Raw genomic sequence first — 22550 nt, forward strand, 5'->3', positions numbered from 1 at the left:
TCCCACAGTTAAATAAAACCTTTGTGTCGATTTTAGCGCTTTGCACTGGTTGTTCACAATTAATTTGTTCTGAAAAAGCAAACGGCAGTGCATTAACGAATTAATCTTCGTTGGATGCACTGCCGTTTAAATCTATTCTAGTCGTTAAATTCAATAAACTTACTTTAACAATTGATCGATGGTATCCAGCACACCGTAATGATTGTTATCTAAACGGGTGATGAACGCCGCGTGCTGTTGAATTTCTGGAACTGCATTACGCATCGCATAGCTATATTTGGCGTGATTTAGCATCTCTAGATCATTATAGTTGTCGCCAAACGCAGCTACATCGGCGGCAGTCAGTTGTAAGTGATCCTCTAACTGCTGCAAACCAACTCCCTTGTTAACGCCGCCAGCAATAATATCAATACTACCGAAGCCGCTGGCAGTAGCGTGAATGATGCCGGGGAATTTAGCGTTTAGATAATCAGCTTTTGGTTTCAACGCGGCATGATCCCAAATCGCATTTAACTTATAAATGTGATCATCAACTTGACTGATGTCCGGCACCAACTGCAGGTTATTATAAAAATAATTGATCTCATCGGTTAGGGTCGCGACTTCAGCTTGATTCATATAACTAGCTCGTTGACCGGAAAGATGGATCGAGTCTGGTTGTAGATTAGGGTCGTCCTTTAATTGGCGTAATAATTGTTGAATGATGGTTGGTGTTAACCGTCTCTCCGCAATCACTTGGCCACGATCCATGGTTAAGGCGCCATTTTCAGCGATAAAAGTCATGATCGGGGATTTTGTGCCAAAAATCATTTGTAAGTGACTATAATGATTGCCGCTAGCAATCGCAAAATGAATGTTGCGGCGCTGCATTTCTTGTAATTGTTCATTAAAGCGCGCGATTTCGTACTGGTGTTGATCATCCAAAAAAGTACCATCAACATCTGTGGCGATAAGTTTGATTGTCAAAATACTGCCTCCCAAAATTCTAATAACTCCATTGTACCGCCTAAGGTTAGCTGGTGGCTATTAGAATTTTATGGCGGCTATAATTTAGCGTAGTGCGGCTGCGTTAAAGCGCGAGTCAAAATTTCACCTAAGCGCTTGACGCCTAGTTCGATCGTCGAGTTGTCTAAATTAGTGAAATTGAGGCGGATACCGTTAGCTTGGTGGCTAACTGGGAACAAGCTGGCACTGGGAACGTACGCCACTTTAGCCTGCGGTAAAACCACACGCTTAAGTAACTGACCCGTATCGACACTTGCCGGTAGGGTCAAATATATGAAGAAGCCCCCACTGGGTTGAGTAAAGGTAACCGCCGTTGGTAAATAGCGCTTCAATGCGGCACACATGGTGGTCATTTTAGCGGCGTAAGCGTGGTTCATTTTTGTAATGTGGGCGCTGAGGTCGTGGTGGTCTAAATATTGATCAACCGCGTTCATGATCAAAGTAGAAGATTGGACGTCGTTGCCTAGTTTAAGCTCGGTCAGCGGCGCTAATAGCTGTGGCGTTGCAACCAGCCAACCTAAACGCAATCCAGGTGCCAGGATCTTAGAAAAGCTACCTAAGCTGATGACGAGATTTTGCGTATCAAGGCTAGCCAATGAAGGCAATGACTGGCCGCTGAAGCGCAGATCGCGGTAAGGGCTATCCTCCAAAATAATCACGTCGTAACGGGCGGCTAAGCGTAACAAAGCCTGACGTTTAGCCAGTGATAATGTACTGCCAGTGGGATTTTGGAAATCAGGGATCGTGTAAATGAATTTAACACTGTGTGTGAGCAAGATTTTTTGTAGCGCATTTAAATCCAGCCCATCGTCATGCAGCGGCACTTCGTAGTAAGTTGGTTCGTAAGCATCAAACGCCGACAACGCACCAAGATAAGTTGGTGCTTCAACGACCACGCCGTCACCTGGATTCAGCAATAATTTAGCGGTGAGGTCCAGTCCTTGTTGCGCACCTTGAGTGAGTAAAATTTCCGCTGCAGTAAAAGTCCGTTGTTGACTGGAGATATGTTGGGCAATTTTAGTGCGTAAACTGAGTAGCCCAGCAGCGCCACTATATTGTAAATTGATATTGTCAGTTAAACTGCTGTTAAATGCGCCTTGCAATTCAGTTTGCGGGAACAACTGGTTATTAGGGTAGCCGGCGGCAAATGAAATCAGCGCTGGGTCGTTGGCGTAAGAAAAAATATCATTAAGTCCGTTGTCGCAGGGTTGAATCCGATTTGCAAATTTTACCATGATGATCCCTCCATTTACTAGTTGCTGATTACTATGATAAAATGAACCGTGTAATAAGTAAAATTCAACTTTTTCATAATTGGATGAAAAAAATTCACCGCAGATAATTTGACGGTATCTCGGATCACCGAGCACTTTTTTTAGGAGGGAACAATTATGTCGACTTTTTCCTATGAAATTTTTCACGCTGTGGCTGAGCGGAAAACTTTCTATCAAGCTGCAGTTGCATTAAACGTTACGCCAAGCGCAGTCAGCCATTCAATTAATCAATTAGAAACTGAGTTGGGCTTTCCTTTGTTTATTCGTAATCGAACCGGCGTGGAATTAACAAGTGATGGTCAGCGTGTTTTGCCGATCATCCAGGAAATTTTAAATACGGAAGAACGGTTGCGTCAGGAAGCGGCCAACATTAATGGCTTAAACGCGGGTTCGATTAGAATTGGCGCTTTTAGTAGTGTTTGTATCAGCTGGTTACCACCAATTATTCAGAAATTTAAGCAGCAATATCCAGATATTGCCATTAGTATTGTGCAAAGTAATTTTAATGATATTGTTAATCAGGCCAAAATCGGCACGATCGATATTGGCTTTTCGGCGTTACCAATTGCTGATCCGATGGTGGTGACGCCGCTGATCGCTGATCCGATTTTTTGTATTACGCCACAGGATTTTGTGCCCGCGCATAAAAGTTATATCACCGCCGCCGATGTTGCTGATCAAGATTTTATTTTGCAGCAAACTGATTATGATCGCGATACTAAGCGCGCGTTGGATCGTTATAATGTACGGCCGAATTCGTTGCGCTACAGTATTGATGATCAATCGATTCTGGCGATGGTGGAAAGTGGTCTGGGTATGGGTATTTTACCTGAGCTAGCTTTACAGAAATTATCCGGCGATGTGAATATTTATCCGTTTGATCAAGATTTTCATCGCACGGTTGCTTTGGTGGCCAATAAAGTTCAAGCGGTGGCGCCCTCAACTAAGAAAATGCTGCAAGCTATTAAGGACTACATTGATCAACGCTATCCGGAAAATTTATTGGCTTAAAAAGCGACGCCGTTCGTGATTTTGACTACACGAAAAAGCCTGTAAAAGCAGCAGCGTAAACTGACTTTTACAGGCTTTTTTGGCGGCACATTCTAATCTAGATCGTATTCACCGATTGGTTGTTCGACTTTCTGTTTACGTTTTAAACGGAAATATTTGAGGACTTCGAGGCAGATCACTGAGCCGAAAATAGCCGGTATCGTGATCCACCAGGCAGCGGGTGTCAAGTAAGTTAGACCAAATGCGGTCTGCAGAAATGGAACTAGCGCTGCAGCTAAAACTAAGCTGATCGCAATTGCGACGCTGACGTTTAGCGGTCGATTATGTTTCAACGTACGCCACTGGATCATTTGATGCGTTTTGATTGCGTAAACGTCGATCACCGAACCTAGGGCCAAGACAAGAAAGGCCATGGTCATCCCTTGTAGCTGCGAGCCATCCACCAAGACGAAACGGCCTAGGTAGTAGACACCACCAACTAATACGCTGAAAACCAGTGCGCGTAACGCTAGCCGCCAACCTAAGCCATCGGCGAATAAAGAGCGATTTTTACTAACGGGCGCATTTTGCATATTGTCGCGGTCACCGGGTTCATAACCAATATAAAAACCAGGCAGACCATCGGCTAGAACGTTGATCAATAGAAGTTGTTCGGCGATGAGAATCGCGCCCCAACCCATGCTAACGCTGAACAGCATCAAGAATATCTGGGCAAAATTGACACCGACTAAAAACTCGATGGCTTTTAAAATATTGTGATAAACGGTTCGTCCTTCTTCCACGGCATCGAGAATGGTGGCAAAATTGTCATCGGTTAAAATCATGTCAGCGGCGTTTTTGGAAACGTCTGTGCCAGTGATACCCATGGCGATCCCAACATCGGCTGCTTTTAGCGCGGGGGCATCATTGACACCATCGCCTGTCATTGCAATGGTGGCGTCATTAACTTGCCAGGCCGTGATGATGCGCAATTTATCCTCTGGTGAAACGCGAGCGAAAACACTATAATCCGCAATATGCGTTTTTAATTCCTGATCACTTAATTGCCGTAGATCAGCGCCACTGATTGCCTGATCGCCGGGCTGCAGAATACCAATATCTTCAGCAATTGCTTTGGCAGTGGCTAAATGATCACCTGTGATCATGACTGGTTTGATTCCTGCGGCGTGAGCCTTGGCAATGGCCGCTGGAACTTCTGGCCGCGGCGGATCGATCAAGCCGATCAAGCCAACTAACTGGAGTTCTTGCTCAATTTCTTCCCAATTAAGGTCAGGTTTAGTGGTGAACTCACGATAGGCGATTCCTAAAATACGCAGTGCCGCGGCCGCAAACTCATCATGGATCGCGGTCATTTTTGCTGGTGGTTGTGCTAGCTGCAGGCGATCCACAGCGCCTTTAACAATAACAACATAGTGACCATCTGGCGTTTCATGTAAGGTGGCCATGGTTTTCTTAGTCGAGTCAAAGGGGTTTTCTGCCAAGCGCGGGTAATCTTGTTCAAATTCAGCACGCGTGAAATCATATTTCTCCAGCAAATGGACGATGGCTAATTCGGTAGCATCACCGTGGGCGTCACCATCAGCCGTGACTTCCGCGTTAGTGGCCAGCCCCATATAAGTAAAAGCTTGACGTTGTGCCGCTGAAGGTTCATTCAGTTCATCGATTTTTTGGACAGGCTGTTCTGGCTGCCAAAAGCGGGTGATGGTCATTTTATTTTGGGTCAAAGTGCCAGTTTTGTCGCTGGCGATCACGTTAACGTTACCGATCGTTTCAACAGCGGTCATACGGCGAATAATTGCCCGCCGTTTGGCCATTTGCCGGACACCGTGGGTCAGGCTTAACGTGACGATCACCGGCAATGTTTCTGGAACGGCGGCTACCGCCAGCGATACGCCGATCAAAAGACTATCAGCTAAATTACCTTGATAAAGGAAAAAATTGAGAATAAAAATGAGAATACCAGCGATCACGGCAACCGTAGTCAGCCGTAATGCCAGCTGAGATAGTCGTTGCTGTAACAAGGTTTTTTGTTTTTTAGTTTTATTCAACAAGCTGGCAATTTTCCCTAGTTCAGTGTCCATACCAGTGGCAGTGACAACGAAGCTACCATTACCTTGGGTCACGGCGGTACCGGAAAAGACCAGATTTAGACTATCACCAACACTATCTGGTTCTGCTGCTAAAGGCTCAGTCTGTTTACTGATGGCTTCACTTTCACCGGTCAAAATTGCCTCGTCGATCGTTAAGTTTTGTGCCGTGATCAGACGACCATCAGCGGGGATGCTGTTGCCGGCGGTCAATAAAACAATATCGCCTGGCACTAATTCAGGGGCAGGCAAGGTTGTTTTATTGCCAGCACGTAGCGCGGTAACTGTGGGGACATGCATATCTTGTAAGGCCGCCAAAGCTTTTTCAGCGTGATGCTCTTGAAATAAAGTGATCGACACATTTAAAATGATAATGGCGCCAATCACGATCACTTTCAGCCAAGAACTATCGGTGGTGAGGGCTAAGTAGGCGGCGATCCCGGTAGCGATAAGCAAAATAATCGAGGTGATATCGGTTAGTTGGCGGATGATTTTACGCCAAAGCGGTGGTGGTGGCACTGCTGCGAGTTCGTTGGCGCCAGCAGTAGTTCGTTGTTGCTGTACCTGAGATTCGCTTAGGCCTTGCTGGGGGTCAACTTGATATTCGCGGCAGATGTCACTGCCGCTACGAGTGGCATGCGTCATGGCGAGTCGCCTCCTTATATTAAATGAACCAAGAAAAATAATTAAACTTATATTTTTATTGTAACAAGCGATCAAATTAGCCGTCAAAAGATGTACTAGCAAGTCGCCAGAAACAAATGCTACTAACCCGATAACAGTGTATAAAAAAGGAGAGTGTGATTCTGACACTTGCTAAAAAGTGGTGTTAAGAACGGGCGACAGCGTCTGATATCATACGTTTGAATTATAATATTCGGTAATAAAAGAGATTACGGCATAATTTTTACAGATTCTTTCTAAAATATGGCCGTTCTCTATATAACTCGTAGGCAGATTTAGTTTGGTTCCATTCCGGCGCTGGCGTATGGAACGCGTGCGACTTGGACTTGCCGCACTTCGGCAATAGTCCAATCGACAACGGGAAGCAGGCTCTGTTTAGCGAATAAGTACTAATTGAGATACTTGTAGATAGTGTTGTTAAGAACGAGTGACAGTGCGACTTGGACTTGCCGCACTTCGACAATAGTCCAATCGACAACGGGAAGCAGGCTCTGTTTAGCGAATAAGTACTAATTGAGATACTTGTAGATAGTGTTGTTAAGAACGAGTGACAGTGCGACTTGAACTTGGCTGTCTTTGCCATAGTTCAATCGACAACGGAAGCAGGTTCTGTTTAGTGAATATGTGCTAGTTTCTGATACTTGTTAATTTAGTTGTTAAGAACGAGCGACAGTTGCTAGAGACTCGCAGTTTTAAAGCAGATTAGATGAAATCAAAACACCGGCAAAGCAGCCTCTCAACTGTTTTGCCGGTGTTTTACGTTCTAATTACGACCAACTTTGCTGTTTAAATAATCAACACTTGAACGCTCAACCATTGCCTGCTGGAATGGAGGCGCCAGTGGACCACTGTCACTCGTTCTTATCAACACCGCTTAGCAAGTATTGAATTTAGCACTTATTCGCCAAACAGAACGTGCTTCCCGTTGTCGATTGAACTATGGCGGAAACCGCCAAGTTCAAGTCGCAGATGTGTCGATAGTTCTTAATGGTGGTCTGTGCCATTTAGAACTATGCGTGGCTGGCGAGATCCATTTTTCCGTCCGCCTTTGTATTTATTCAGGAAAAATTAGCTCGCCAACGCGCCCACTCGTTCCGTCCACTGGCGCCGGAACGGAAGCTAACTAACTCTAAGCAAGAACCACTGTCATAGGTCCTTGGAATCTTCCGCATATTAGCGTTTAAACGGATATTATTAATTCATATGCAGGCCGCCGTCAACCACAATGGTTTGACCGGTGATGTAATTGGCTCGTTCACTGGCTAGAAAAGCAACCAAATTAGCGGCATCGGCGGGTTCTTCAATGCGATTTAACGCAATGCGGTCTTTAAATTGTTTCAAGGTCGTTTGTTGGACTGCTTGATCAAGTTTTTCGGTCTGGGCGTTGATAATATCCCATAATGGGCTGTTCACAACGCCTGGCGAATAGGCATTAACTGTAATGTGATAAGGTGCCAATTCTTTCGCCGCTGCCTGAGTCAAACCGCGCACCGCAAATTTACTAGCTGAATAAGCACTGAGCAGTGGCATCCCTTCTATGGCGCCTAAACCAGCAGCGTTAATAATTTTGCCGCCAGATTCTTGTTTTTTCATGAACTTGGCTGCGGCTTGGATGCCGAATAAAACACCCTTAACGTTAACGGCCATCAATTCATCGACGTCGCGATCAGTGACTTGTTCCACTGGACCGACTTTGACGATGCCGGCATCGTTGACCATAACGTCAATGTGGCCATGTTCAGCGACAACTTGCGTGACTAAGTGCTCCAGATCATGCTGGTAGATCACATTGGTTTGATAAGCCGCTGCATGATGGTGTTGCTGGTGAATTTCTTTAACGGTTCGTTCAGCGGCAGCCATAATAATATCTGAAGCGGCGACAAAGAATCCGTCAGCGGCCAATATTTTAGCGATCGCGCGACCAATTCCTTGGCCAGCACCTGTGATAACGGCAATTTTTTGAGTCATTTTAATCCTCCTTATAGCGTGATTTAATTAACGAAAAGTACGAATAAGTTTAATATTTATGGGACAGTCAGTTCTGACAGTCATGTGTATCCGTTATAAATAACTGGTTTCAGTATATCACTGATCCAATACGATATTGATGAATAAGCATATGCTAGCGCTTGTCAAAGCCATGCCGACAGCTTATACTAAAAAGGATCGTTAAAACTCATTGAGTTAAGGTTAGGTTAATAGCACTGTGAAATGTATGATTATAGATTTTTTTAAATAAAAATAAACGTTTTGGTAATGAAACGATACACTAATAATGAACAGGAGTAACTGATAAATGAAAAATGAAACTGTCAAATCATGGCTATGGGTCGTGATCGATGTAGTGATCGTGGTCGGCGTAGCCTTGTTGCTACGGACGTTCCTGATCACGCCACACAATGTAGATGGTCCTTCGATGGAACCGACTTTTATGGATAAAGATCGTGTGTTAGTTTGGCGTCACCCAACACTGAAACGTGGGGATGTGGTGATTCTGCATGCTCCAGATGGTTCACTTTACATTAAGCGAGTCGTTGGATTACCTGGCGATACCGTTACATCGAAGGATGATGTGATGTATGTTAATGGTAAACAGTACAAGGAACCTTATCTCAATAGCTATAAGACACAATGGGCGGATGACAATAATGGTTTGTTCACGCAGAATTTCTCGTTGAAAACGTTGAAAGCCACTAATTATACTGCCAAGGTACCTAAAGGTGATTATTTCGTCATGGGTGATAACCGGCCGATTTCTAAAGATAGTCGCTTGATCGGCTTTGTACCAAAGGGCAAGATTGAAGGTAAGGTCGTTTGGCGTTATTGGCCACTGAATAAAATGTCTGTATATTAGTCTCAAGTGCGTCGGCAATCATTGTCGGCGTTTTTTGATACAGTTGTTTTCAACCAGAGTGCGTGCTAGATTAAAGGCAATAACTCGAAAGTGGTGAGTAGTATGAAAAAAGATGGCCACAGTCACACGGAATTTTGTCCACACGGTAGCGGTGACGACGTTGAATTAATGATTCGCAAGGCGATCAAGTTTGGCTTCACCGAATATAGTATCACTGAGCACGCGCCGTTACCGCCAGATTTTCAGCAGGATTACGCCGGGGATCCAACTGGCTTAACCGAGGCAGCAATGGCGTTAAATGATTTGCCTGCGTATTTTAAAAAATGCCGGCAAATGCAGACTAAATATCGGGATCAACTTAAAATTAATATTGGCTTTGAATTAGATTTTCTACCGTCACAGCTGGCGTGGACTAAAGATTTTTGGGCGGAATATGGTCCCCAAACTCAAGATAATGTTTTATCGGTGCACTTTATGCAGGGGGCCGCGGCGAAGTTTTGGTGTGTTGATGATACGCTGGCTGATTTTAAAACGGGCCTATTGGATAATCAAAATGGGGACGCACAGGCACTTTACGGTCAATATTTACAGGCGCTTTTAGCTGCGGCGCAAACTGATTTAGGCCCTGCTGCACCAATGCGCTTAGGTCACATGACTTTGATTAAAAAGTTCCAAGACTATTTTAATTTACCGATTAAATTTAATGCGACCAATTTAGCATTGGTGACGCAATTATTTAGTGTGCTAAAACAACGCCATTTTGCGTTGGATCTAAATACGGCCGGCTTGTACAAACCCTATTGTAATGAGACTTATCCTTATTCTGACTTGATTTCTCAGGCTGAAATAGCCGGTGTTCCACTAGTCTATGGTTCTGATGCACATAGTATTGTAGAAGTTAGTCATGCCTATCATCAAGTAGAAAAATTTATTTAAGTCGCCTTGACTTTTTAGAAACACCTGCTATTATGAGAATAACATTAAAAATAAAATGAAGTTTTGATTAGAAAAAGTAGCGAGATAACGTTTTAAGCGAGTGCCTGGACGGCTGTGAGGGCATAGCGTTTCTTGTGAACACACATCTATGAACTTTGGTACTGAAATTCAGTAAGCACCAACGCAGGGTCTGCGTTAAAAACTGTTACAAGTTAATTGATTGAATGTGCTACAAAAGTTATTTTTGGCGTACATTTTAAAATCTGACACTTAATTTGCAACTTGAGGTCTGGACTGCGAAGTTCAGATAAACTTGAGGTGGCACCACGATTATTCGTCCTCGTAAGCTATAGGCTTGCGGGGACTTTTTGTTTACGACGGTTTTGAAGAAATGCTCGGATGAGCCGCCATGACCTGCTTTTTCAAACACGTTTTCACTGATCAATAATAGAAATGCACATAAACGAAAGGGGCGCTGACATTGTTCAATCGTAATTTACCAGTAGGCACGCGGGATGAATTTGGTGCCGTAGCACAGGCTAAAGAGAAAATTACCGGACAGATCCAAACGTACTTCCGGCGGCGTGGCTTTCAAAAATTAACCACACCGCTACTAGAATACAAAGCTGTTTTCAGCTCGATGGAACAGCAAACTTATCAACCCTATCAATTATTAGATGAACATGGCGAAACCTTAGTGCTACGGCCAGATTTAACTTTGCCGGTGGCGCGGGTGATGAGTACTACCGGCATCAAAACGCCAGTGAAGTGGTACTACAGTGGTGAAGTTTTCCGAGTGAAAAAACGGTTGTCTGGTAGTTATAATCAGCAAACCCAAGCAGGCATCGAGATCATTGGTTATCGTTCATTAAAAGCGGAATGGGAATGCCTAACGGCTGCCATCGAACTTTGCCAGCAATTAGCAGTTAGTGATCTGCACGTTGAGTTGGGCCACGCACGTTTTGTTAAGGCGGTCCTTCAAGCATTACCGCTGAACACACTGCAGCAAGCCACCTTACAACAAGCGTTATTCAGTAAAAATCTTAGTGAGTATCAGGCGGTCATTGCACCATTAGTCGCAGATCCATTTTATCCATTCTTGCAGATCTGGCCATGGTTATTCGGTGATTTTGCCAAAGTTCTAGATCAACTAAAATTATTGCCAGAAGTACCGGAGTTGCAATCGATTTTTCAGGAATTATCGGCTACTAAAGCTTTTTTAAAACAACAATTTCCGCAACGGACGATTGAATTGGATTTGTCGATCGAGTCGCCACAAGATTATTATACGGGGATGATTTTTCACGGGTATAGTGATTCGACTGCTGAATTTTTATTCAGCGGTGGGCGCTATGATCAGCTACTATCTAGTTTTCAAAATACATTGCAGCCGGCAGTGGGGCTAGCTTTTGAAGTGGATCAACTCGCGCAATACACAGCCACCACCACGACGACGCCAACGACTTTAATTTATTTTGACACTGCCAGCTGGGGTGTGGCGCAACAAGTTTTGCAACAAACGCCTAATAGCAGCTTGTGTTTAGCGGCAACCAAACGTGAAGCTGAGCAGATTGCTCGCCGCACTAATAGTAAATTGATCGATGTCACGGAGGTGCAGCCATGAGCACGTTAAAAATTGCCTTGACCAAGGGGCGTACCGAAAAACAAGTATTGCCGTTACTGGAAGCCAGCGGTATTGACTGCTCGGCGATCCGTAATAAACAGCGGCGGCTGATCTTTAATGATTTACCAGATTATCATTTTATTCTGGCGAAGGGGCCAGATGTGCTGACCTATCTCAACCGGGGCACGATGGATATTGGTATCGTCGGTAGTGATATTTTGGCTGAGCAACATAACGAACAGTATGAAATGCTTGATCTACAAACCGGTAAATGCCACTTCGTATTGGCTTCGACGCCGGACTTTGACCCGCATCAAGTGAAACGTAAAATTATTGCCACTAAATATCCGAGTATTACGCAACGTTATTTTCGCAGCATTGGTGAAGATGTTGAAATTATTAAAATTGAAGGCTCGGTGGAATTAGCGCCGTTAGTTGGCTTAGCTGACGCCATTGTCGATATTGTCGAAACTGGCACGACCCTACGTGAAAATAATTTACAGATTTTCGCCACCTTACAGTCGGTCTCCACTCGCTTAGTGGTCAATCGATTATCACTAAAGCAGCATCAAAGCGCGATTCAACAATTAATTACAAATTTACAGCAAGCAATCAAAACGGAGGTCTAGCGCATGGAAATTTTACAACAATCATTGGCTGAATTAAAAAAACAAGTTGATCGGCGGACTCAGCAAGCAACGCATCCTGAAGTTGAAGCGAGTGTCGCAGCAATTTTAGCCGACGTGCAACAAAATGGTGACGCAGCCTTACGCCAATACAGTCAGAAATTTGACGGCGTGACCTTAACTGATTTACAAGTGCCGCAAGCTGAGATCGATGCGGCCTACAATAATTGTGGACCAGAATTAATGACGGCCCTGAAATTAGCGCAACGTAACATTACTTCATTTCATAAAAAAGAAATTAGTTACGGCTTCATCGATAGTGAACGTCCTGGCGTGATTCGCGGTCAAAAAGTGACTCCGCTGGCGGCGGTAGGCTTGTACGTTCCCGGTGGTACGGCTGCTTATCCCTCAACGATTTTAATGAGCGCGATCCCAGCAAAATTAGCGGGCGTCAAAAAAATCGTCATGGTGACGCCACCGCAAAAGGATGGCATTAACCCAGCGGTATTAACGGCCGCTAAATTAGTGGGTATCGATGCGATCTACCAAGTTGGCGGTGCGCAAGCAGTTGCGGCCTTAGCTTATGGAACTGAATCAATTCCGCAAGTCGATAAAATCATGGGCCCCGGCAACATTTTTGTTGCCACTGCCAAGAAGCAAGTGTTCGGCAAAGTGAGCATCGACATGATCGCTGGTCCATCGGAAATTGGCATCATCGCTGATGACAACGCCCAGCCAGCGCAAGTTGCCGCTGATTTATTATCACAAGCAGAACATGATAAATTAGCACGTCCCATGCTGGTGACTACCAGCTTAGACTTAGCGCAAGCAGTTAATGTAGAACTTGAAACGCAATTAGCCACACTACCGCGACAAGAAATTGCTCGCGCATCGCTAACTGATCAAGGCTTTATTGCTATCGTTGCCGATTTAGCTGATGCGTTTACCCTCATGAACACGATCGCGCCAGAGCATTTGGAAGTTCAAGTGGCTGAACCGATGCAATATTTGGCACAAATCGAAAACGCAGGCTCTGTTTTCTTAGGTAGTACAGCCTCCGAGCCACTTGGCGATTATGTTGCGGGTCCCAATCATATTTTACCTACCAGCGGCACCGCACGTTTCTTCTCGCCATTAGGGGTCTACGATTTTGTTAAACGGACACAATTCATTCAGTATAGTAATGCGGCATTGCAGCCAGAAGCTGATGCCATCACAACTTTAGCGCGAACAGAAGGCTTGGAAGCTCACGCCCGTGCAATCGAAGCACGCTTTCCTGAGGAGGTATAAATTATGCGTCAGGCTAAAATTACTCGTAATACCCAAGAAACGCAGATCACCGTTGACCTGAATTTGGACGATGCCAGTACGATCAATATTGACAGTGGCATCGGTTTTCTCGATCACATGTTGAATGCCTTCGCTAAACACGGCCGTTTCGGTTTAATTGTTCAGGCGACCGGTGATTTAAAGGTTGATCCGCACCATACAACAGAAGATATCGGTATCGTACTCGGCGAATGTTTTAAGCAAGCACTCGGTGATAAAGCAGGTATCGAACGCTTTGGTACTGCCTTTGTCCCAATGGATGAAACGTTGGCCCGAGTGGTGATCGACTTATCTGGTCGTGCTTATCTCGTATTTGATGCAGAACTGCCTAATCCGCGGCTTGGCACTTATGACACCGAAGTCACTGAAGACTTCTTCCAAGCCTTCGCGTTTAACGCTGAACTAAATTGCCACGCCACTGTTTTGTACGGTCGTAATACCCACCATAAAATTGAGGCCTTGTTTAAGGCGCTGGGGCGGGCGATGCGTGGTGCCGTGGCGATCAATCCAGAAGTCAAAGGCATTCCGTCGACCAAAGGGGTGATCTGATGATAGTTGTCGTCGATTATGATACGGGCAACACGCGTAATTTAAAAAAAGCGCTGGACTATCTTGGTATTGCTAATCAATTATCCAGTGATTCAGCAACTATTTTAGCCGCTGATGGCTTGATTTTACCTGGGGTCGGCGCATTTCAGAAAGCCATGGCAGCACTGGCAGAACGTGGGTTAGTTAACGTGCTACAAACTGCCGCCCAAAGTGGTAAACCAATGCTTGGCATTTGTTTAGGCATGCAATTATTAGTTGAAACCGGCTACGAATTTGGCGTTACCCGCGGGCTCGATTTATTGCCTGGCGAAGTAGTGCCGATTCCAACGGATAATGGGTTAAAAGTGCCACACATGGGTTGGAACACCAATCAAGTATTGCAATCCAACCCAGTCGCTGATGTATTTGCTGGCGAGGCAACTTATTTTGTTCATTCCTTCTATGTTCAGACAGCTGCTAAAAATATCATCGCCCAAACTGATTACGGCGTGAAGATCCCCAGCATTATTCAGCAAGATAACGTAATGGGGATGCAATTTCATCCCGAAAAAAGCGGTCAAGTGGGCCTTGCAGGCTTGGCTCGCTTCAATAAGGAGTTGGTGTTAGCGTGAATTTATACCCAGCAATTGATTTAAAGAACGGCCGCAGCGTCCGGCTATATCAGGGGCAATTTGACCAAGAAACGGTGGTCAATGATTCACCGCTGGCACAAGCACAACAGATCGCCGCCGCTGGTCTCAGTAATTTGCATTTAGTCGATCTGGATGGCGCCAAAGACGGTCAGCCAGCAAATCAAGCAATAATTACAGCAATCGTTGAACAAACATCGCTGCAGGTCGAAATTGGCGGTGGCATTCGGACATTAGCACAAATCGAAACCTATTTAGCGCTTGGCGTTGCCCGAGTGATCATCGGTTCAGCTGCCTTAACTGATCCTGAATTAGTCATCCAAGCCATCCAAAAATTTGGTGCTGCTAAAATCGTGGTCGGCATTGATGGTAAAAACGGTAAAGTAGCCACGGACGGCTGGTTGGCTCAGAGTCAAGTAACGATGACTGACTTAGTTGCGGCAATGCAAAAAGTCGGCGTCCAAACCTTTATCGTCACTGATATTGAGCGTGATGGCACCTTGCAAGGACCGAATCAACAGCAACTGATTGACTTGGCGGCTCAATTTCCAGCGGCGACTTTTGTTGCTTCTGGCGGTGTGCGCGACGTTGATGATCTAAAAGCATTGGCGGCGGCGGGGATCGAGCATGCCATCATTGGTAAAGCGTTATACGCCGGCAGTGTGACTTTGACTGAATTAGCTGAGCTTAGTCGTAGCTGAATCGGACATGTAAATTAATTATGAAAATGTGCAAAAAACGCACTCACCTAACTAGATTTAGCTAGAGTAGCTACCGTGAGCTGAACCTTTTTTTGCACGCTGAAGGAGTTGACAAAATGTTAGCAAAACGAATCGTTCCATGTCTCGATGTCGATCATGGTCGCGTTAAAAAGGGCATTAACTTTGTTGATTTAACTGATGTGGGTGATCCGGCCGAAATTGCGGCAGCCTACGAACAACAAGGTGCCGATGAGCTAGTTTTTCTCGATATTACCGCGACTAACGAAGCTCGTGGCGCGATGGTCGATACGATCGAAAAAGTTGCGGCACAAGTCTTTATGCCGTTGACAGTTGGCGGGGGCATCAAAAACGTGGCCGATATGCAAGCTTTGTTAAAGGCCGGAGCTGATAAAATTTCCTTGAATTCAGCGGCAGTGAGTCAGCCAGGATTGATCAAGGCTGGCGCAGAGAAGTTTGGCAGTCAATGCATCGTCGTTGCTATCGATGTTCGCTGGGATACGGCTACCCAAGAATATCGAGTTTACGTTAATGGCGGCCGTAAAGTCACCGATTTAGAAGCCATTAGCTGGGCGAAAAAAGTTGTCGCGCTCGGTGCCGGCGAATTATTAGTTACCAGCATGGATCGCGACGGGACTAAATCTGGTTACGATTTAGCACTGTACCACGCGCTGACTGCGGCGGTCAATGTGCCGATCATCGCTTCTGGCGGTTGCGGCAAGCTAGCTGATTTCAACGAAGTCTTTGCTGAAACGGATGTTGACGCAGCTTTAGCAGCTTCGGTTTTTCATTATGGTGAGTTAACGATTCCGCAAGTCAAACAAAGTCTGCGCCAACAAGGGGTGACCGTTCGATGATCCAACCTGATTTTAGTAAATTACCACAGCAGTTGTTGACCACCGTGATCACTGATGCCAGTAATGGTCAAGTTTTGATGGTAGCTTACATGAACGAAACTAGCTGGCAGAAAACGTTGGCCAGCGGTGAAACCTGGTTCTGGTCCCGCAGTCGGCAAGAACTGTGGCATAAAGGCGCTACTAGTGGCAACACCCAAAAAGTAGTGTCCATCCGTGTTGATTGTGACGCCGATACGTTATTGATCAGCGTCACACCAGCTGGTCCTGCCTGTCACACCGGCCATTACAGCTGCTTTTATCGCGATATTAATGGTAATGAAATCGAAGCATGATACTGAATTATTTCAAAATTAACTTAAGAAGGCTAAAATATGCAAACTGTCGAAGAGCTTTATCAACTGATCTTACAACGTAAAAGTAATCCAGAAGCTGGGTCATACACCGACTATTTATTTACTAAAGGCTTAGATAAAATCCTGAAAAAAATCGGTGAAGAATCTACTGAAGTGATCGTAGCAGCTAAAAATCCTAGTGATCAAGAATTCACGTATGAAGTCAGTGATTTAGTTTATCATGTCCTTGTTTTAATGGCCGAACGTGGAATCAGCGTTGACGATGTTAAAACAGAATTAGCCAAGCGTGAGGGCTTAATGAGTAAGACTAAGGAACGTCGCGAGATCGATAAATTATAGGGAAGGAGAATGCTGCCATGCTGAAAAAAACAGTCAGCCGACTACAGCCATATACGCCAGAAACGCCGTTACCAGAATTGGAAAAACGTTTAGGACTAGCTTCAGTTGTGCGGCTTTCCGCCAACGAGAATCCGTTTGGTACCTCACCGAAAGTCAAGCAAGCTTTGCAAAGCTGGGATTTTAGCAATAGCCGCTATTACCCGGATGGGGATGCCAGTGCTTTACGCCAAGCCGTTGCGGCTTACCTTAATGTTGCGCCAGAACGTTTGCTATTTGGTAATGGCTTGGATGAAGTGATCGAATTGATTTCACGGACTTTTCTAGAAAATGGTGACGAGGTTTTAGAGTTGGGACCAACCTTTTCCGAGTATAAATTACACGCACAAATTGAAAATACCAATATCCGCGATGTCGCGGTGCAAACGGATGGTGTGGCCGATTTAACGGCTTTAGCCGCGGCAATCACAGCAAAAACAAAATTAATTTGGTTGTGTAATCCGAATAATCCGACTGGGACCGCGGTCACGCGCACGGCAATTGCTCAGTTCATGGCCCAAGTGCCGCGCACCGTATTAGTGTTGATCGACGAAGCGTATATTGATTTTGTGGATGATGTAGCTGCTTATACGGCAGTACCGCTGCTCAGCGAGTATGATAATTTGATGGTGCTACGGACTTTTTCTAAAGCGTATGGGCTAGCCAACTTCCGCGTAGGTTACGCAGTGATGCCACCTAAGTTAGCACCGAGCTTACAGGCCGTCCGCTTACCCTACAATTTAAGTGCGATCGCGCAACTAGCAGCGCAAACCGCTTTGGCTGATCAGGTTTTTTTGCAGACGACAGTGGTGCGGGTGCAAAAAGCACGGCAACAATGGGAAAGTTTTTTGCAGCAACAGCAGTTCACTTTTTACCAATCACAGGCTAATTTCACTTTTTTTCAAGCACCTAACGCGCTAGAATTAGCCGCTTACTTACTACATCACGGTTTTATTGTCCGTACAGGACTAAGGCCAGATTGGTTGCGGATCACCTTTGGCACCAATGAACAAAACGATAAGTTGCAGCAACTGATTTTAGCTTTTTATCAGCAATAATTAAAAGCTAAAACAACTAAAAACAAGCTAATAAAGAAGGAACAACGTTTAATCGTTGTTCCTTCTTTATAGGGGTGACTTAAATTCGTGCTTCGTCGATCACGGTGGTGTTATGTGCGCCACGTTCAGCAGTAAAGACCGTTGGCTGCAATTCATCAGTGGCAATAACAAACGTAAATTCAGTATTGGTGGCTACACCCCAGTTGCCATGTTTATCCAAGGCGACCACGGATACCGCACCGATATGACCACTGCGATGATAGAGTGAATCAACAAATGGATACACGGCTTGATCACAGGCTTCTTGTGGTGTGGCACCATTACGAATCAATTCGTTGATTTTAAATGGCAGCATGCCTTTCATCAAATCTTCACCAAGGCCAGTGGTTACGACGCCAGCAACTTGATTATCGCAATAAAAACCAGCGCCAGGTAGCGGGGCGTCACCAATGCGGCCTTTAGCTTTCATGAAAATACCAGTGGTTGAAGTACCAGTATGCAAGCGGCCACGATGATCAAGACTAATTGCGGCTACTGTATCATGGGTATTCAAAACATCATGGCGGGTGGCGTTTTTACGGACTTGTTTGCCCCAGAACGCTTGCATTTCAGGGGTCAGCATATTCTTACTAGTGAAACCATGGCGTTGGGCATAGGCGTCAGCGCCGCTACCGGCTAAAAAGTTATTCAGTTGTTCATGTGATAGATTACGGGCCACCGCGATCGGGTGAGCAATATCGTGGAGCGCCGTCACTGCGCCGATACTTAACGTATCACCGTTCATAAAGGCAGCATCCAGCTCAACCGTTCCTTCAGCATTAGGTAAGCCGCCATAACCGACTGTATTAAAAGCTGGATTACTTTCGACATCCTCAAGTGCTGTTTGGATAGCGTCGCCGCTCGGCCGGCCGGCACGCAACTGTTCTGCCGCCTTAGTCACACCGGCTAGGCTCATTTGCCAAGTTGAAATAATTCCCCAAGTCATATGGATTCCCCCTTAAATAACAACTAGTTTGTGCTACATGATTGTGTAGCTGATTTTGCAATATTATATAAATAATTCTCATTAAATGACCATAAAAGTACGGATCACTTTACTGCAGTAGCGTTTTTTTTAATCAAACAACGATTAAATTAGGTAAACGTAATTGTTTTTCACCGCCGCGCAGCGCTAATATATAGCCATTCTTGATGATCAACGTATACCGAACATTGGCGTGCAATTGTAGTTGCTGCCCTCGATAATTATAGATTGGTAAAGCTGTGCTTGTAGCGATGCTCAGCCTCCTTTACTAACACTACCTCTATTGTACTGATTATGGCATAAAATAGCAGTGATTTAGCCACTATTTTAGTTTACAATTTGGTAACATTTTTTGGAAACGATGCATCAAGGGGGCGGCTAACGCTGTGATCGGTATTAGTCAGCAATGATTTCGATGACCAATTTACCTTGTGTATGGCCAGTTTCCAATAAACGATGTGCGGTGATCAAACTTAATTCGGAGAATGGCAAGCAGCGGCCTAGTGCTAGTTGTAGCTTGTCGTGACTGAGCAGATCAACTAAGTGTTGTAATTCAGTGCCATTTGGTTGCAACGTAAAAGCTGATTGGGTGGCCAAGTAATGTCCAGCTGGCGCTAGGGAGTCGATACCAGCTGGATCAGCGGTTAAATCGAGCACCGCATTATATTGGTGTTGCGTGGCCTCTGCAACGGTAACTAGATTAAAATTCGGCTCAGTGGCTGCTTCAGGCGCGATCGCAGTGACATCCGCGCCAATGCTAGCAGCTAATTGTGCGGCTAGCTGGCCAGCACAGGTCGTAAAATCAGCAATCAGAACCTGCTGATTTTTTTCAACAGCTAAATGAGTCACAATAGTTTGCCAGGCAGTCAAACCGGCAGTTGGTAGCGCGGCGGCTTGGCGAAAAGAAACGTTAGCTGGTTTGTACGCTAAATTTTCGACCGCTACAGCAACGTACTCAGCAGCGGCACCTGGTGTAGCCAATGGTAAACGCGCTAGTACAGCATCACCAACCAGAAAATCAGTAACGGTACTGCCGACGGCTACAATTGTGCCGGCTAGATCCCAGCCTAGTGTTAATGGAAAAGTTGGTGCAACTTGTTCAACGAGCTGTCCTGAACGTAAGCTTAGATCTAGTTGGCCAATCGAAAAGGCATGGACTTTCACTAAGACTTGGGTCGCCGTGATCTGTGGTTGCGGCTGTTTCGTTAGAGTTAATTCTTTTGCGCTACCAAATTGATTGATTACCATTGCCTGCATGACGTAGCTAGCCTCTATTCGTTATTAATTATGTACTATTATACAACTAATTGAAGATGTCCAAGATATTAGCAAAATAAAAAATAGTCGCATTTACATTAAGATAATTTTAAATTATATTTTAGCAATTATGCGTTTTTATTGCCAGTATTTATGATCAATGATACTTTGTTCTTATCAAATCGATAAGACGGAGGTTTCATTATGAATGAATCTAATATTCAAAAACGCTACTTACAATGTGTCACCTTTATGATCACCAAATTAAAAATGTTTGACCAGGGCTTTCGTGATTATGAAGGTCGCTACCTAAATATTATGGACACACATGAAGCGACACCAGCTGAATTAGTCGAATTAAAAGCTAACTTTAAACGTAGTTTGATCAATTTTGGCGGCTTAGTTGACCGTTTCCAAGAATTAGAGGCACCAGGGATCTATCAGCAACAGCATCAACATTTAATTTGTATTTATCGCGATTATGCCGCGGCAATTTGCGATATGATCGATGCATTTAACGTGACTGATTACGCTGTCTGTCACCTTAAACAAGGTAGTGGTCATGCACAACGGACACAAAGCTTGACCCAGGTTAAGCAATTGTTAACGGAAGAGTATCAACTTTCAGACGCAGTTTAAGGCAGCTATGCAAAATCATTGCGGTTTTGTGTAGCTGCTTTATTCGCATTATTCACACTAAACTGATCGTTAAATGTAGAGCGACCGTAAGCGGATTCTTTGCGTCAAATTAGCGACCGTGCTAACTTAAAGGAGAACGTTTTTTCGTTGAAAGGGAGGTTTTTATATGATGTTTGATGTTCTTTTTATTGGTAGTGGTCAGGGCGCCTGGAATGGTGCTATTCCCATGAGCCAAGCAGGATTAAAAGTTGCCGTGGTGGAAGCTGGTTTATTTGGTGGCGTCTGTTCTAATCGTGGTTGTAACGCTAAAATTACTTTGGACAAACCAGTTGAGCTGGTGCGCAATATTGAACAGCTACAAGGGCGTGGTTTTGACAGTGTGCCGGCGATCAATTGGCCAGATTTAATGGCACACAAGCATGAAGTGATCGGCCGTTTAGCTGCTAGCAATGAACAAAAGTTGGTTAAAGCTGGTGTTCAAGTTATTAAGGGCCATGCCATATTAACAGCCGCTAATACAGTAACGGTTGGCGATACGGAATACACAGCAGAGAAAATTGTTTTGGTGCTGGGCCAATTGCCGCATCAATTAGATATTCCTGGACAAGCTTATTTACATGACAGTACTGACTTTATGGCCTTGACCCAAATGCCGCAGCAAATAACAATTATTGGCGCTGGCTATGTAGGAATGGAGTTTGCGTCGATCGCCAATGCAGCTGGCGCTAAAGTAAACGTGGTGTTACGTGGTCATCAGCCGTTGCATGAGTTCTATCAACCATACGTCGACCGCTTAGTAGTTGATCTGCGTGAACGTGGCGTTAAATTTTTCTACGATCAGCAAGTTGAATCAGTTACTGAAACAGATGCTGGTTTATTATTGCGTGGTGCTAATCAATTTGCGCTTGAAAGTGATTATATCGTTGACGCTACTGGTCGTGAACCGCATTTAACTGACAGTGGTTTGGAAAATTTAGCGATCGCAACTAATCAAAACGGTATCGAAGTCGATGATCATTTACAGACCAATGTCCCAGGCATTTACGCGACGGGTGATGTGGTCGATAAAACGCAACCTAAGATCACACCAGTTGCCGCTTTTGAATCACAGTATCTGGCCCAATTATTTACCGGCCAGACTACAGCGCCAATTGATTATCCTAGCATTGCGACGACCGTCTTTACTTCGCCACGAATTTCGCAGGTTGGCATCAGCCCAACGATTGCGGCACAGTCACCAGATCAATATACTGTTGAGACTTTCGAGTACGCAGCGGACTGGTTCCACCAAGTTCAAAATGAAACGACAGGCAGTCTGACGTTGGTATTTGATCAAGATCATATTCTGGTAGGCGCGGTAGAGTTCAGTAATGAAGCTGTCGACACGATCAATGGCTTGTTAGAGATCATTGAATTGCGCTTAACGCATGATCAGGTGCAACGCTTCATTTATACTTTCCCTAGCACACAGCACAGCTACTTTCGTAAAGTTTGATCAAAAAGAGCCGTTTTATGCACTAGGCCCTGTCAAGTTGACAAATGAAATAATATAAAGTTGAATCTGTTTCTAAGCGGCTTCACTCCAGTATTCATCTGGGGTGAGGCCGTTTCTTTGTGCTGAGCGATTGTGGTGATTGAAATATTCGATTCCTTCCTCAAC

21 protein-coding genes and 1 other annotated feature are annotated in these 22550 nt (G+C 44.8%); of the genes, 15 read left to right on the forward strand and 6 right to left on the reverse strand.

The genetic code is table 11. The features are described from left to right. Positions 1-159 precede the first annotated feature (159 nt). Positions 160-966 carry a Cof-type HAD-IIB family hydrolase gene (locus EKM76_RS06065; RefSeq protein ID WP_125549796.1) on the reverse strand — a complete coding sequence of 269 codons (807 nt, stop codon included), beginning with the start codon at positions 964-966 and terminating at the stop codon, positions 160-162. A 77-nt stretch (positions 967-1043) separates the two neighbouring features. Beyond that, complete coding sequence (locus tag EKM76_RS06070) at positions 1044-2240, reverse strand: aminotransferase-like domain-containing protein (RefSeq protein WP_125549797.1); 1197 nt, start codon at positions 2238-2240, stop codon at positions 1044-1046. Positions 2241-2396: 156 nt separating this feature from the next. Between EKM76_RS06070 and EKM76_RS06075 the strand changes: the two genes are divergently transcribed. Beyond that, positions 2397-3290 (forward strand): LysR family transcriptional regulator, encoded by an 894-nt coding sequence (locus EKM76_RS06075; RefSeq protein ID WP_125549798.1) that lies wholly within the window; start codon positions 2397-2399, stop codon positions 3288-3290. Positions 3291-3382: 92 nt separating this feature from the next. On the opposite strand, the gene EKM76_RS06080 is transcribed toward EKM76_RS06075, so the two are convergent. Next, positions 3383-6022 (reverse strand): cation-translocating P-type ATPase, encoded by a 2640-nt coding sequence (locus EKM76_RS06080; RefSeq protein WP_125549799.1) that lies wholly within the window; start codon positions 6020-6022, stop codon positions 3383-3385. Positions 6023-7255: 1233 nt separating this feature from the next. Continuing rightward, positions 7256-8029: an acetoin reductase gene (locus tag EKM76_RS06085; protein WP_125549800.1), complete on the reverse strand. Its 774-nt coding sequence runs from the start codon at positions 8027-8029 to the stop codon at positions 7256-7258. A 328-nt stretch (positions 8030-8357) separates the two neighbouring features. Here EKM76_RS06085 and lepB point away from each other — a divergent pair, with 328 nt between their 5' ends. From lepB to hisC, 12 genes are all read left to right on the forward strand, one after another. After that, on the forward strand, positions 8358-8915 hold the full coding sequence (lepB, locus tag EKM76_RS06090) for a signal peptidase I (protein WP_125549801.1): 558 nt from the start codon (positions 8358-8360) through the stop codon (positions 8913-8915). 102 nt (positions 8916-9017) lie between these two features. Beyond that, the gene (gene hisJ, locus EKM76_RS06095; RefSeq protein ID WP_125549802.1) at positions 9018-9851 is read left to right on the forward strand and encodes a histidinol-phosphatase HisJ; all 834 of its coding nucleotides are present in this window, start codon (positions 9018-9020) and stop codon (positions 9849-9851) included. 54 nt (positions 9852-9905) lie between these two features. Further along, positions 9906-10196: a binding site (T-box leader), on the forward strand. Between the two features lie 136 nt (positions 10197-10332). Beyond that, on the forward strand, positions 10333-11475 hold the full coding sequence (locus EKM76_RS06100; RefSeq protein WP_125549803.1) for an ATP phosphoribosyltransferase regulatory subunit: 1143 nt from the start codon (positions 10333-10335) through the stop codon (positions 11473-11475). Then, complete coding sequence (gene hisG, locus EKM76_RS06105; protein WP_125549804.1) at positions 11472-12104, forward strand: ATP phosphoribosyltransferase; 633 nt, start codon at positions 11472-11474, stop codon at positions 12102-12104. Before EKM76_RS06100 ends, hisG begins: the two co-directional genes overlap by 4 nt. 3 nt (positions 12105-12107) lie before the next feature. Next, positions 12108-13391, forward strand: a complete 1284-nt coding sequence (hisD, locus tag EKM76_RS06110; protein WP_125549805.1) for a histidinol dehydrogenase — start codon at positions 12108-12110, stop codon at positions 13389-13391. A gap of 3 nt (positions 13392-13394) precedes the next feature. Next, entirely contained in the window at positions 13395-13979 is a 585-nt protein-coding gene (gene hisB / locus EKM76_RS06115) for an imidazoleglycerol-phosphate dehydratase HisB (RefSeq protein ID WP_125549806.1), read from the forward strand. After that, positions 13979-14590, forward strand: coding sequence for an imidazole glycerol phosphate synthase subunit HisH (gene hisH / locus EKM76_RS06120; protein WP_125549807.1), 612 nt, complete (start codon positions 13979-13981; stop codon positions 14588-14590). The genes hisB and hisH overlap by 1 nt, the downstream gene beginning before the upstream one ends. Beyond that, positions 14587-15309: a 1-(5-phosphoribosyl)-5-[(5-phosphoribosylamino)methylideneamino]imidazole-4-carboxamide isomerase gene (gene hisA, locus EKM76_RS06125; protein ID WP_125549808.1), complete on the forward strand. Its 723-nt coding sequence runs from the start codon at positions 14587-14589 to the stop codon at positions 15307-15309. The genes hisH and hisA overlap by 4 nt, the downstream gene beginning before the upstream one ends. A 116-nt stretch (positions 15310-15425) precedes the next feature. Beyond that, positions 15426-16184, forward strand: coding sequence for an imidazole glycerol phosphate synthase subunit HisF (gene hisF, locus EKM76_RS06130; protein WP_125549809.1), 759 nt, complete (start codon positions 15426-15428; stop codon positions 16182-16184). Beyond that, positions 16181-16516 carry a phosphoribosyl-AMP cyclohydrolase gene (gene hisI / locus EKM76_RS06135; RefSeq protein WP_125549810.1) on the forward strand — a complete coding sequence of 112 codons (336 nt, stop codon included), beginning with the start codon at positions 16181-16183 and terminating at the stop codon, positions 16514-16516. The genes hisF and hisI overlap by 4 nt, the downstream gene beginning before the upstream one ends. Before the next feature lie 39 nt (positions 16517-16555). After that, positions 16556-16876, forward strand: coding sequence for a phosphoribosyl-ATP diphosphatase (gene hisE / locus EKM76_RS06140; protein WP_125549811.1), 321 nt, complete (start codon positions 16556-16558; stop codon positions 16874-16876). 17 nt (positions 16877-16893) lie between these two features. Further along, positions 16894-17970, forward strand: coding sequence for a histidinol-phosphate transaminase (gene hisC, locus EKM76_RS06145; RefSeq protein WP_125549812.1), 1077 nt, complete (start codon positions 16894-16896; stop codon positions 17968-17970). Between the two features lie 79 nt (positions 17971-18049). Here the strand turns inward: hisC and EKM76_RS06150 are convergent, their stop codons facing one another. Together EKM76_RS06150 and EKM76_RS06155 are read right to left on the reverse strand one after the other, a co-directional pair. Next, a complete protein-coding gene (locus EKM76_RS06150; protein WP_125549813.1) occupies positions 18050-18955 on the reverse strand; it encodes an isoaspartyl peptidase/L-asparaginase in 906 nt (301 codons plus the stop codon). 435 nt (positions 18956-19390) lie between these two features. Then, positions 19391-20251, reverse strand: a complete 861-nt coding sequence (locus tag EKM76_RS06155; protein WP_125549814.1) for an NADP-dependent oxidoreductase — start codon at positions 20249-20251, stop codon at positions 19391-19393. 204 nt (positions 20252-20455) lie between these two features. Between EKM76_RS06155 and EKM76_RS06160 the strand changes: the two genes are divergently transcribed. After that, positions 20456-20890 (forward strand): hypothetical protein, encoded by a 435-nt coding sequence (locus EKM76_RS06160; protein ID WP_125549815.1) that lies wholly within the window; start codon positions 20456-20458, stop codon positions 20888-20890. Between the two features lie 169 nt (positions 20891-21059). Beyond that, the gene (locus EKM76_RS06165; RefSeq protein ID WP_125549816.1) at positions 21060-22385 is read left to right on the forward strand and encodes a dihydrolipoyl dehydrogenase family protein; all 1326 of its coding nucleotides are present in this window, start codon (positions 21060-21062) and stop codon (positions 22383-22385) included. The last annotated feature ends 165 nt before the right edge of the window (positions 22386-22550 follow it).

Source organism: Loigolactobacillus zhaoyuanensis (genome assembly GCF_003946385.1).
GTDB lineage: Bacteria > Bacillota > Bacilli > Lactobacillales > Lactobacillaceae > Loigolactobacillus > Loigolactobacillus zhaoyuanensis.

Excerpts from the sequence above, each read along its gene's own strand:
- EKM76_RS06085 (WP_125549800.1), bottom strand. The coding sequence starts at position 8,029 with ATGACTCAAAAAATTGCCGTTATCACAGGTGCTGGCCAAGGAATTGGT.
- lepB (WP_125549801.1), top strand. The coding sequence starts at position 8,358 with ATGAAAAATGAAACTGTCAAATCATGGCTATGGGTCGTGATCGATGTA.
- hisJ (WP_125549802.1), top strand. The coding sequence starts at position 9,018 with ATGAAAAAAGATGGCCACAGTCACACGGAATTTTGTCCACACGGTAGC.
- hisG (WP_125549804.1), top strand. The coding sequence starts at position 11,472 with ATGAGCACGTTAAAAATTGCCTTGACCAAGGGGCGTACCGAAAAACAA.
- hisD (WP_125549805.1), top strand. The coding sequence starts at position 12,108 with ATGGAAATTTTACAACAATCATTGGCTGAATTAAAAAAACAAGTTGAT.
- hisF (WP_125549809.1), top strand. The coding sequence starts at position 15,426 with ATGTTAGCAAAACGAATCGTTCCATGTCTCGATGTCGATCATGGTCGC.
- EKM76_RS06150 (WP_125549813.1), bottom strand. The coding sequence starts at position 18,955 with ATGACTTGGGGAATTATTTCAACTTGGCAAATGAGCCTAGCCGGTGTG.
- hisC (WP_125549812.1), top strand. The coding sequence starts at position 16,894 with ATGCTGAAAAAAACAGTCAGCCGACTACAGCCATATACGCCAGAAACG.
- EKM76_RS06070 (WP_125549797.1), bottom strand. The coding sequence starts at position 2,240 with ATGGTAAAATTTGCAAATCGGATTCAACCCTGCGACAACGGACTTAAT.
- EKM76_RS06160 (WP_125549815.1), top strand. The coding sequence starts at position 20,456 with ATGAATGAATCTAATATTCAAAAACGCTACTTACAATGTGTCACCTTT.
- EKM76_RS06165 (WP_125549816.1), top strand. The coding sequence starts at position 21,060 with ATGTTTGATGTTCTTTTTATTGGTAGTGGTCAGGGCGCCTGGAATGGT.
- EKM76_RS06080 (WP_125549799.1), bottom strand. The coding sequence starts at position 6,022 with ATGACGCATGCCACTCGTAGCGGCAGTGACATCTGCCGCGAATATCAA.
- EKM76_RS06155 (WP_125549814.1), bottom strand. The coding sequence starts at position 20,251 with ATGCAGGCAATGGTAATCAATCAATTTGGTAGCGCAAAAGAATTAACT.
- hisI (WP_125549810.1), top strand. The coding sequence starts at position 16,181 with ATGATCCAACCTGATTTTAGTAAATTACCACAGCAGTTGTTGACCACC.
- EKM76_RS06075 (WP_125549798.1), top strand. The coding sequence starts at position 2,397 with ATGTCGACTTTTTCCTATGAAATTTTTCACGCTGTGGCTGAGCGGAAA.
- hisH (WP_125549807.1), top strand. The coding sequence starts at position 13,979 with ATGATAGTTGTCGTCGATTATGATACGGGCAACACGCGTAATTTAAAA.
- hisE (WP_125549811.1), top strand. The coding sequence starts at position 16,556 with ATGCAAACTGTCGAAGAGCTTTATCAACTGATCTTACAACGTAAAAGT.
- hisB (WP_125549806.1), top strand. The coding sequence starts at position 13,395 with ATGCGTCAGGCTAAAATTACTCGTAATACCCAAGAAACGCAGATCACC.